At 43.1% G+C, this 11,079-nt stretch carries 3 protein-coding genes; 1 reads left to right on the top strand and 2 read right to left on the bottom strand.

What is annotated here, in order from left to right; all coding sequences use genetic code 11:
• The coding region (locus tag IQ229_RS23620; protein WP_228012998.1) for an esterase-like activity of phytase family protein at window positions 1–4,440 on the bottom strand (4,440 nt) is incomplete at its 3' end.
• A gap of 547 nt (window positions 4,441–4,987) precedes the next feature.
• Between IQ229_RS23620 and IQ229_RS01515 the strand changes: the two genes are divergently transcribed.
• Window positions 4,988–7,513, top strand: coding sequence for a molybdopterin-containing oxidoreductase family protein (locus tag IQ229_RS01515; RefSeq protein ID WP_194040633.1), 2,526 nt, complete (start codon window positions 4,988–4,990; stop codon window positions 7,511–7,513).
• Window positions 7,514–7,794: 281 nt separating this feature from the next.
• Here IQ229_RS01515 and IQ229_RS01520 read toward each other — a convergent pair.
• A partial coding sequence (locus IQ229_RS01520) for a phytase (protein WP_194040635.1) occupies window positions 7,795–11,079 on the bottom strand: 3,285 nt, incomplete at its 5' end.

The following is an 11,079-nucleotide window of genomic DNA, read 5'->3' on the forward strand; positions in this document are numbered from 1 at the left end:
AGAGAAGAGTTTGTCATCTCCAGAACCACCATAGAGACGGTTATTGTTACCATTACTGGTGAGAATGTCGTTACCTGAGCCACCGAAGGATAATTGACGAGAACCTTCAATTACTGTGAGGGTATCAGCACCTGCTGCCCCAAACAAATTATTAGTACCATTGGCTTCGACTACGGTAATTTCGTCATTACCATTGCCGCCATCAGCATTTGCGTTATTAGCAGGGCCATTTGCACCAATCAAGACTTGATCATTATCGTCTCCTGTGGACACTGAGGAGTCACTACTTATTATCACTGTGTCTTCACCATTTCCAGTCTGGATTGTGTTACCTGTAGTACCCTTCACAAAGTCTGCTCCGTCACCTGTGAATAAGGTTCGATCCGGCTGAACGGTAATATCATCGCTGACAGTGGAGCCAAACTTAATTTCTTCAGCTTTTGGCTGACCTAAACCAGCTGCAAGGTTAAGAGGCTTCTCTAACTTGAGCAGTAAAATTTCATTGTTGTCTATGACTGGATTTTGAGGATCGTTCCCAGGACGACCTGTAGAGAAGGGATAATTGTTGTCATTAGCTACCAAAATGGTGTTTTTGTCAACAACTAAAACATTTTCAATTGTGACAAATGGGAAGTCAAAAGTGGTTTTGCCGTCTCCATTTAGATCATTAGGGTCTTGGATGTTTAACAAGTCTGCAACTTCTTCTTTGGCTACATAACCATTAGAATCTGTTTTAGACAAGTCAATTTTGTAGATTCTCTTGAATTTAGCTGAGGCTCCTTGACCACCATCCCGCTCAATGACTAGGTACTCATTATCGTTAATGACTGCTAGATCACCGATCGCATTTGCCGGATTATCCAATCTGTAGTAAAGTTTTTCATCAGTGTATTGACGACTGGCGATATCAAATTCGTTAATCCGCAAAGCACCAGCAGGATCACCTTGAACCGTACCTTCAAGCAGCATATAGAGTTTGGTTTTGCTGGCGTTAATTGCTCCACCTTCAAAACCTTTGGAGCCACCTAAGTTAGCAAATGCGTCTTCTGAAAGCACATCGGGATTTTGTGGCGATCGCACTAGGTTATTCTGAGGATTACTCAAAAAATCTCGGACTTTATCCCCTGTATCTGGGAAGTCTGTGAAGAGTGCATCTACCCCTAATTGAAAGAACTGCTGAAATTCTAGTTCTGGATTACCTTTGTAATCTGCTGCTAAGTACTGGTCTTCGTCCCGGAAGGTGTAGGGATGAACCTGTAAACCTGCATTGTGAGCATCTTGAACTAAGGTCGTGGGAGCTAACAGCGTTTTGTCAGCATCATTTACTGTGCCGTCGTTGTTGATATCATCTGCCATACCATCGTTATTAGCATCTGTACCTTTGACACTGACAATTAACCGCTTCCAAGGGCCAATGCCATCAGCATAGGTAGCGATTTCAGCCAAACCTTCTGGAGTCCGTAAATCACCATAAGTGCGAAGGTCGCCACTGACTTCAAAATCATAAGGTTGAGTTTCTATGATCTCACCGTTTAGCTCAATTCCAGCTGCATCTAGAAGTTGAACCAGGGGAATATCTACACCTGCATTAGGCATAATGCGATCGTGGAGATCCTTGAGATTACCGACTTCAAAGGATTGGATGAAAATCCGACTGGGATCGGTGAAGTTCTCAGCCTTGAGTGTATCGATGAGGATTTCACTGGTGTTTCGGTTAATTTTGTCTGTAGTGCCTACATAAGTAGCTTCTTCGGCAGAATAGGTGGGATGCTTAGTTTCGGGATAGATGCCAATCTTTTTACCCGTCTCGGCTTCTACTTCCTTAACCAAGTCGATGATTTCGGCGAGGGTGGGAATTTCAAATTGACCATTGAAGGATTGGTCGCGGAAAGGTACACGCTGTATAGCTCTTAAAGTCTTGATTTCTTCTAAAGTAAAGTCTTCAGCAAACCAACCTGTGATTTCTGTTCCATCTAGACTGACTGTTTTCTTGCGATCGGCAAATTGTGGATACTTGGTAAGATCGTAAACATCTGTGGTTGTATTGCTGAGATTGACAGTACCATCAGCGTTCAAAATTGCTAAAGCTGGCTCATGGCGAGCAATTAACACACCATCTTTTGTTACTACTAAGTCTGGCTCAATAAAGTCAGCACCATCCTCAATTGCTCGTTTATATGCCTCTAAGGTATGTTCTGGAAGATCGCCACTCGCGCCTCTGTGACCAATGACTTTAGGTGCTTCTCCATCTAAAGTTTTGAATTGGTCAGGTGTCGCAATGGGAGCCTCTAATAACTTACCAGTAGCATCAAAATGCAGTAGGTAGGGGCCAAACTCCTCTCCAACCCAGATTGTCCCGTCTTTATCAAAGACGAATGACTCGACATCAAAGTCTGCACCAGTCAGTAATCTTCCAGTAGTTCCCTCATTCACAATTTGGAAAGGAACTTTGTTGTTAGGGTCAGACAGTTGGATGTAGTCTAAAACTTTAACGCTGCCGTCACCATTTTCTGTTCCCTTAAAATTCGGGTCTAGACGATTGATCCGCAGTAGAAAGTCTTCACTATTATCTTTGCTACCGTAACCGTTATCTGACAGGAAGTAAAAAGAGTTACTGTTAGCAAATTGGACACCACTGAAACCCTGTATTGGCTGTCCTGGGAAAGGCCCGGTTCTACCATTGGCTGAAATTTCTGCACCAGAAGCTGGCCCATCACTAAAGGTATCAGCAGGTAAAGAAGCAAAACCGACTAACTCAACTTTTGGCTTTATTGAAGCAAACATCGTTTGATAAATGTGAGTTTGATCGTTTAAACCCCCAATTCCTGGAATATCAGAACCGTAGGCGTTATAACCTTTACCTACCAAGCTATTTAACACTTCAGAACCAGCACCTTGGTAGTAAACAGGTACCGGACGGTTGGTGTGACTTCCCCAACCATACTTGACAGTGGGATCAGACCCCCAGTAGTGTCCAACTTCTGCTGGGGTATCCAAATTGGTTAATGCTTCAGCACCTTGATTTTTTACTAAAGTCGGAAAATTACCGTCGAGAGTCAGGTAGTGATCGTGGTCAGCAGTCACAATTAGTAGATTTTCATCCCAACCACCATTGTTATTGATCCAGTTAATCGTCGATCCAACTGCCTTATCGAAGTCCAAGGTGGTGCCGATCAAGTTGTCTATGTTGTTATCATGGGCAGACCAATCGATATCGCCACCTTCAACCATTAACCAGAAACCATCGGGATCTTTACCCAATACATCTAATGCAGCGTTTGTCAAGTCATTGAGGGTTGGGTTTTCGTTAACCTCTTTGGCAATGAAAGATGCATCCGTCTCTCCGGGAAGCAGTGGACGTGTGGTGTCTACTTTGGTGTTATCACCTTGGTTAGTGAAAACGCTGAACATATCTAAACCAGTGGTGCTGTAGTCGCCGTTGGCAGAGCTTACAGGTAGGTTACCATTTTGACCACGCGCACCGTACAGCCCGAAGAGGCGATCGCCTTTTTCTGGATCGATTGTCGCCGCAGTTTGAGCTAGTTTCTGGGCGGCATTCTCACCCCGCTCCAAAAAGGTGTAATCGTAGAGGTTGTTTGTTGGTTTAGTGCTAAGTTCTGTGTAGGTAGATTGACTAATGTATTCATTGCTCGTATTTGGCTCAACCTCTGCTGGTAGTAAGTCTCCAGGAGCAGAGAGTGGGTGTCCACCACCAAGTAATACTGTCGGTTGATAGACACGGAGTTCCTGTTGCAGAATGTTGTCTAATGCCGGATAGTCAGCATCATACTTGTTGCGACGGTTAACGTTGGCAGCAGCAGCACCAGGTGTTGCATGGTCAACGGGAACTGAAGTTACCAAACCAGTGGATTTACCAACTTGGTTTGCAGTTTTGAGAATTGTTTCTAGAGGATTCTCGAAAATATCAACGGCAATAGCGTTGTTGTAGCTCTTGACCCCAGTGTATAGAGTTGTAGCGGTGTTTGCAGAGTCAGGATAGCTGTACTTAATATATTCAGGATCGTTACCGAGAGTCCAAGGGTTCACACCACCTCTGCTAGGGTCATAACCTACTAGGTTCCCAACAGCACCATCACTGACTTTTGCACCACCTGTTGGGGTATTGCCTGGGTTAAAAGTTGGATCGAAGGTGAAACCAGGGCGAACCGGGCTTTCTCCTGTGATCGGATTAGTCCCGTCAAGGGCGGAATTAGCTGTACTAAAAACTCCATTACTATCGGCGATCGTTGTCCCATAGGTGGTTGCCAAACCGTAGCCTTGGAGTGTTTGAAAGTTGAGTCCTTGACCCTTATCTTGTGTATAAAAATTACTCAGATTAGCGCCTGTCTTACCATTTTGAATCTCTTTGTAGATGGACGCAGCACGAGCCATTTCCCAGCCCATACCATCCCCAATCATAATGATGACGTTCTTAGCCATGAAAGAAAATCTCCCTGTGTTTAATTGTTGAGATGGTCTTGGCTCTAGTGGAATCAAAAAAGTAATACAGCAGAATTCAGAATTCAGGAGTAAAACACACTTTATACCTGGGTAACAGATTTAGCTTGTGTACCTTACCCACTTGAAATCTGCTGTATTATGAGGGCAAAATTTGTAGTTCTAGACATCTAGAGATGTAGTTGACTTGTAAACTTGTTGAGTCTGAACTATTAAATATCAACCACTATAATTGACATCTCACTAGAGAATTAAGGTATCAAAATTAACAAATTTAATTGCATATTAATTAACATACATAGCAAAAGTTGTGAAAAAATTGTGGACTGGTTAAGAAATGTTGTATTGCAATCTTTTGCTTAATGTGTTGTCAAAAATTTTGTGCATATTTCTGATGATATAAATAATTTTTTTTGTACTTCTGTGTTAGCGATGAAATTGCCCAAGTATTTAGTTTTTAATAAAAAGCCGACTTTGCTATGTTTTTGTGAAAAGCTGGAGTCAGTGCGAAATATAAGGAGATATCTCCATGACATCAAAGGGCAGGAAAAAGACCTCACGACGTAGTTTCCTCCAAGGAGTAGCGATTAGCACAGCTGCGGTTACTGGAGTTGAGTTACTAAAAAAAGATGTGGCAGATGCAGCAGATGCTACAAGTGAAGGGCAGTGCAAGGAGATTTCTTCTCAAAGCACTGAATTTGACTTGACCGAGAAATCAGCAGCCTTACAGCCAGACAAGATTGTTAATAGTGCTTGCCAATTTTGTAATTCTCTGTGTCGTCTGAAAGTTCATGTCAAAGACGGACGGATCGTAGATGTCTTAGGTGAACCGGACGATCCAGTACAGGCTGGTGGGTTTTGCATCAAGGGGCCAATGATGACTGAGCTAGTCTACAATCGCTTTCGGCTAAAATACCCGATGAAGCGGGTTGCAGGAGAGAAAGGTTCAACAGATTCACAATTTGAGCAGATTTCTTGGGATGAAGCTCTTTCAATTATTGCGGGTAAGTTTTTGGCACTTAGGGATTTAGGAGAAGCTAGAGCGATCGCGAATAAAACTTCTGGTAGATTACCACGAGGTACAGGTTCTTTGGTGGGACGTTATTTCAATTTGTTAGGCAGTCCTAACGATACAGATGTCGGGCCTGTATGTAACGATGCTGGTGGCAATGCCTTGGCCTGGACATTTGGATTAGGCAATTTTACCAACGGTTACGGGATTGATGGTGCGACTAAAAAAGAAGACTTAGGCTCGGCTAAATTCTTGCTGTTTTTGGGTACGAATCAAGCAGAAACTCATCCTGTTACCTTTACTTACCTTTTGAGAAGCCGAGCGAAAACCAAAGCCAAATTAATAGTCATCGACCCACGCTTAACTCCCACTGGAGCGCAAGCTGATGAGTGGATTGCACCCAAACCACACACAGACTTGGCTTTAGTCTTAGCAATGCTCTACCACATAGTTACTCATAACTTATATGATGCTGCTTTTGTACACTCATGGGTGCTGGGTTTTGACGAACTTAAACAACACCTTAAGAGCAATAATTACACACCAGAATGGGCAGCACAAATTACAGATGTTCCAGTATCAAAAATCAAATTTCTAGCTGAAACTTATGCTCAAACCAAGCCTGCTGCCATTTTCTGTAACGCAGGTATTTCTCATCAACTGAATGCTTTTGACACTTACCGTTGTTTGGCATTCTTGGCGGCAATTACGGGCAATATTGGTATTTCTGGTGGTGGCTGCAATTTCATGCACAATACTTGGCCTGGGGGATTAAATCTACCACCGATTGAAGGCAAGATACCTAAAAAAGACATAGCTTTACCAGTTGGGCCAGATTATTTTGCCGAAGCTATCATCTCAGGTCAACCTTATCGGCTCAAAGCACTTATTACTCAAGGCAATCCTCTGTTAGCTTGTTCTAATACAGCGAAAGTACAACAGGCTTACCGCCATTTAGAATTTTATGTTTACACGGGACTATTTATGGAGGAATCGGCTTATTATGCCGACATCATCTTGCCCGTCACTAGTGGTTTTGAGATGGAAACTGTCTATATGCGACGAGATGACAGGGCGATTCGTTGGCAACAACAAGTAGTTCCTCCTATAGGCGAATCGAAACCAGATTGGCACATTTGGATTGAATTAGCACACGCCACAGCTAAATTAGATAAACGTAATCCACCGCAATACTGGCAGGATAACTTTCCTTCTTCTTGGAAAGACTACCGTCATCTGTGGACAACTTTTGTGGCGAACACTCCAGGAATGGCTGGTATGACTCAACAAAGGCTAAGTGAACGCAGCGAACCCCTACGTTGGCCTTGCCCAACAGTAGCTCATCCAGGTGTCAGCACACTTTATCTGGATCATCCGTCTTGGTATCAGGCCGCAGAAAGCCTTGATGTTAAAAATAAGGGTAAGCGATTTCTAACTCCTAGTGGAAAAGTGGAAATCTACACTTCACAATTGCAAAAGCAGTTGACCAAAGCAGGACACTCTGCCTTACCTATTTTCTATACTCACCCAGAAGTCACAGGTAGAAATCCGACAATCGAGTATCTAGCAGAACTGGTAAAAAATCCGGTAAATCCCCACGCACTGACTCACAATGTGAAGTTGGGCAAACTTTCTACTGGTGAAGTACATAAACAATATCCACTCATGGGGACAACTGGCAGGTCTAGCGTAGTTCATTTTCATTCCGTTACTCATTGGACTTACACAGGTAAGCAAAAAAATGGTGTTCGCTTAGTACAAATTCACCCAAAAACCGCGCAAACTGCTGGTATTGAAAATGGTGATGAGATTATTGTCGAAAGTCCCAGAGGATCGATCAAAGGCACAGCATTGCTTTGGCAGGGAATTCGAGAAGATACTATTTTTGTGCCTAATTGGTTTGGTTCCCAACAAAAAATGGCTCAAGATTTAGGCACACCATACTATGAAGCAGCTAATGTCTTGATTGACCAAAAATACTATGACAATCTTTCAGGACAGCAAGCTTTTAAATGTTTTGCGTGCCGAATAAAAAAAGCATAATGGAAACTGAGAAGCGCCAATCGAAGGATTTTTGAAATGTTTGGGAGAGTTGAAGCGATCGCATTTGACCCCGTTTGAGAACAGAGTGTTGAGTTTGATTGAGCAGAAATAAGGGATGATAGACTAAATAAAAATTGAGTAATTACGCCAAAGGCAAACGCGTCTACGCATCCATAGGCTGCGGGAGAACTTTATAAATAAGGGTTTTTGCAATCATTTAGTACAGCTTCATTAACTTTTGCTGTGTAATGAAGCTGTAACAATCAGACTAGGCGAACAAATTAACCTACAACACTGCTAGAGAAAACAAAGTCATTTGCTGTGAGATTAGTTGATGTAATTCCTAGCAATGAAACTAACTCGGCATTTCCGATTTTCACGATGGTATCACTACCCTGTTGTAATAGTGTCAGGGCATTAAACTGAGTAACACCAATACCGCCCAGCCCGATTTTATCAATGCCAACTGTAAAATCAGTGACAATGTTCTTGCTAGTTGGCAGACTGGCGTTAGTAATCCAGAATTGATCGGCACCAGTACCACCACTGAGGCGTTGGCGCAGCCCCCCGTAGGGATCGCTACCTCCTTGACCAGCAAATAGCACATCATCACCATCGCCACCAAACAGGGAGTCATTGACATTAGAGAAGAGTTTGTCATCTCCAGAACCACCATATAGACGGTTATTGCTACCGTTACTCGTGAGGGTGTCGTTACCTGAGCCACCGAATAATGATTGACGAGAACCTTCAATTACTGTGAGACTATCATCACCTGCCGCCCCAAACAAATTATTACTACCACTGGCTTCTACTACAGTAATAACATCATCACCACTGCCACCATCGACACTGGTATTTTGAGTCGGGCCATTTTGACCAATAAATATGCGATCGCTACCATCTTCCCCGGAAACTGAAGAGTTATTCCCTGCAAGCACTGTGTCATCTCCGTTTCCAGCCAGGATTGTGTGACCTTCAGCACCTTCTACAAAGTCTTCTCCATCACCTGCATTAAAGAATTGTCCTGGCTCAAGATTGACAGTATCGCTGTTGCTAGAACCAAAACCGTTCGGGAAAGTAGGCTGTACAGTTGTCAAATTATTGGGTAATTCGAGAATACCGAGTTTTTCAGCAGCCGTATTACCCGTAATGTTGAAGTCGTTGTCGTTAAGCAAAGCTAGAGTATTGGGTGCTACCAATGCTAGACCTTCTAATTTTTCCACCCCGGTGTAACCCAACTGAGCAGCATTAGCAATCAAACTCTTGCTGACAGGGGTAATATTGGCAGTAGCTAACTCCGCAGAGGTAAGTTGTTCAATAGTTTTACCAACTGGCAAGGTAAAGTTAGCAGGGTTGTTGATGTTGGTCGCGCCAGCTAAATCAATTTGGTAAATTAGTTTATTGCCAGCAGATGTACCATTGTCATCTCGTTCAACTACTGCAAATTTACCGTTACCCAAAGAAACTGCATCGCCAATCTTATCGGTTCCTGGTAGACCTTCTAGACTATATAAATACTCTCCTGTTACCTGCTTGCTAACAATATCAAACTCTAGAATTCGGAGATTGAGAGAAGCTTTGGAAGTCGCATCATTGGCGACATCTGGATTATCAATTGGACTCTGAATAAAGGCATATAATTTATTACCTTCTAGGGCAACAGCTTCAAATCCTCGGTTATTGCGGCGTTGGGCATAAACCGCTGGCAATACCTCAGTGCCAAAAGTTTCAGCTGATTGATCTGGGTTGGGCGCTGTGGCAGTTCCTTGAGGGATAAAGCGGTCAATCAACTTACCATTAGTGTCAAAGTGGTAAATTGCCGGACGGTACTCATCCACCAACCAGTAATCTCCATTTTCCGCAACTACAATGCCTTCTAAGTCAGCACCCAAAGGATCGTTAGCTAAAACATTTTTGTCTAAGTCAACGGCAATTTCATCTGTGTAAGCTAAACCGTTTCCTACAGCTTGCAAGTTAGGCAATCCCGTTAATGGGGTTGTTCCATCTTGGCGAAATAGTCCTGTTCTGTTGGTAATGCTGATTTCACCTGTGGTACGGTTGAGTTCAAAACTGACTATTTCTGGTTGGAAGTCGGGTAATAAAAATGGTCTTTTAACACCATCAGGTTCTCCATTGGGGCCACGGTCTGTGTTGGTGACAAACTTCAGGTTGCCATTTGCTGCAAACCCTTGGAAATACAACCCAGAAAAACCACCCAAGAAAATATCTTGATTCTCAGAAGTCGTGCCTAACTTAGGTAAGTTTTCAAATTCATAAATAGTCAGCTTGGGTTGAGCAACAGGATTGCGCGGATCGTAACTAGTAGTGTCGATATTTAGAGAATTGGGGAAGGCATTGGCAATATTTTCCCAAGGTACCAGCTTAAAGTTAGAACTGATATTTTCCTCTTCACCTTCATCACTAACTATTTTGGCTGGTTCATTAGAACCATCTTGAGTGACAAATAAACCAAATGGGAAGTTAGACCCCAGTGGCACGTTAATTACATCAGCACCATCTGACTCTTGTACGCTGTCAATTGGCCCATTATTACCAACGGCAAAGTTACCTACATATTCGTTGTTACCTTCACGGGTGTAGGCAACAAAGGTATTGTCACCTTGGCTAGATGCTAATAAGTAGCCTGTGCCATTTTTGCCGTAATAAATCGTCAGTCCTTCTACGTCATCTGTGAGATAATTACCACCTAAATCTCTGACTCGATCAATTAACTTACCAGTTGTGCCACCGTTTGGTTCTGCTTGGAACTTCCAGATACCTACATTTTCTTGTCCGATGTAAAGGAAGCCAGTTTCCTGGTCTACCACCATACCCTCAGTTTGAGGATCGCGTCCTTCAATTGTCGGTATGGTAAACTCCCGCACCCGTTCAGCCCCAATTTTGCCATTACCTTTGTCAATCAGTTTAAACTGAGCTACATCTCCAGTTTCTCGCCGACTGGTAAAGACATAGTAATCATTGGTGATGGGGCTTCTGTATAAAGTAAGCCCGTAAGCACTCCGAGAAGATGAGGAATAAGGTTCTGCAAAAGGTGCTGCTTGGAAAAGAGTCCCAATACTGCTATCTGTGATATCTTCCAGGTATTGTCCGGGGGCGTTGGGGTTAATTTTAAAGATTGCTAGTTTATCATTGCCGCGATCGCTAGCTACGGCAATATCAACCGATTGATTGCCTAATTTAAAACCGTATTGCAGGTCAATATTGTTGTAGCGAATGCCACCGGGATTAACTGTTTGCAACAAATTACCAGACAAGTCATAAACCCGCAATCCAGCATTTTTGACTGAGGTTAATACCAGGCTATCGGCAGAGTTTGTGGCATTAACATAGATCGCAGGATCATCAGCATCAGCTCGTTGATCTACTGGCAAGGTTTCATCGTCCAACAAATCGGGACGGGTTTCTAGTGTGGGTGCAGCAGTTGGAACTAAGTCTGCATCCAAAGTCAGGATTTGGGTAAATTGGCTTTGGTTGAAGTTGTTATCACTTACCAGTACAATCGACTGGCTCCCATCTGCTAGTTTGGGGCCAAAGGTAATACC

Source organism: Nostoc cf. edaphicum LEGE 07299, from assembly GCF_015207245.1.
In the GTDB taxonomy this organism is placed as follows: Bacteria; Cyanobacteriota; Cyanobacteriia; order Cyanobacteriales; family Nostocaceae; genus Nostoc; species Nostoc edaphicum_B.